At 38.0% G+C, this 1,341-nt stretch carries 2 protein-coding genes; both read right to left on the minus strand.

What is annotated here, in order from left to right:
- Positions 1-320 (minus strand): 2-oxoglutarate dehydrogenase E1 subunit family protein (locus FYJ52_RS09925; RefSeq protein WP_205960833.1); only part of this gene is annotated, 320 nt, incomplete at its 3' end.
- Between the two features lie 570 nt (positions 321-890).
- Positions 891-1,341: succinate dehydrogenase iron-sulfur subunit (locus FYJ52_RS09940; RefSeq protein ID WP_154577062.1), on the minus strand; the 451-nt coding region annotated here is incomplete at its 5' end.

Consider the following 1,341-nt stretch of genomic DNA (forward strand, 5'->3'; position numbering starts at 1 on the left):
AACTTAGCTTTTTGATGTCCGCGATTGCGATAAGCAGCAATGAGTTGTAAAACGCCAATTTGACGACGCTCATGTTCAGTACTGACAGTACTTTGTACAACAGGTTGAACACGATTAGCATTACGTCCTAGTAATAGGAATTGCTCACGCACAGCGCTGTGTGGTTGGTCACCCTTTGGATATTTATCGAAATATTGGCGCCAGTCCTCAGCGACGGAGGTTGGGGAAGTCAGGTACTGCTCGTAAAGTTCTTCAATATACGCTGCACTATCAGCGGAAAGTTCAGTGTCAAGACGCAATGCGTCAGCAACTTCTTGCATTTGTGGACCCATTTCCTATTGCAAAAAATATTACAGGCTGCCTTTTAAGCATACCCATGATGCATAATGTCAAATTGGTAAAAATGACACTACTTACCCAACAGGTCTTCAAGACCATGGGGCGTCATACTACCTAGAGAGAAAACTCCATAGGTAATTAATGAATCACAACGCCCTCAATGGCATCATCACTCACCTTATACTCGATAAAAAACCGAGCAATTTTTTGCAAATCTTTTTAGAAAAATTAACTTTAAAATTAACTTTTCTAAAATGACTTTAACCATAAAAATTAAGCACAGATCTAAGATCGTGCCACTTAATTTAATTTCACTAGTATACGCTTTTTTCACCTATAACTTTGTGGCAAATCGTATCATGTTCTTAACGAACGATTGATTTTTTTGACACATACCATCTATAAATTGGCGAAATACATATCCAATTTTATCTATTAATATATGGTGCTTTATATAAAAACCCCTCTTTTACCGACTAAAGTATAAGACACGTATTATAAAATTAAAAAAAAACGCACATCAAGGATGTGCGTTCTCTATTTGCGCAGAATTAACCCGCTTGATCTAACAACATATTACGGATATGACCGATTGCTTTTGTTGGATTCAAACCTTTAGGACATACTGACACACAGTTCATAATACCTTTACAACGGAACAAACTGAACGGATCGTCAAGACGAGCCAAACGTTCTGCAGTTGCAGTATCACGAGAGTCGATAATAAAACGATATGCATTCAACAACGCTGAAGGACCCAAGAATTTATCAGGGTTCCACCAGAATGATGGGCATGAAGTTGAACAACATGCACAAAGAATACACTCATACAAACCATTTAAGTGTTCACGCTCTTCAGGAGATTGCAAACGCTCTTTAGGTGGAGCAGGTTGGTTATTAATCAAGAATGGCTGAATTTTGTCATACTGATCATAGAATTGGTTCATATCAACAACCAAATCTTTAACAACCGGCAAACCAGGTAATGGACGAATTACGATT

The sequence above is a fragment of the Pseudoramibacter porci genome (genome assembly GCF_009696145.1).
GTDB lineage: Bacteria > Bacillota > Clostridia > Eubacteriales > Eubacteriaceae > Pseudoramibacter > Pseudoramibacter porci.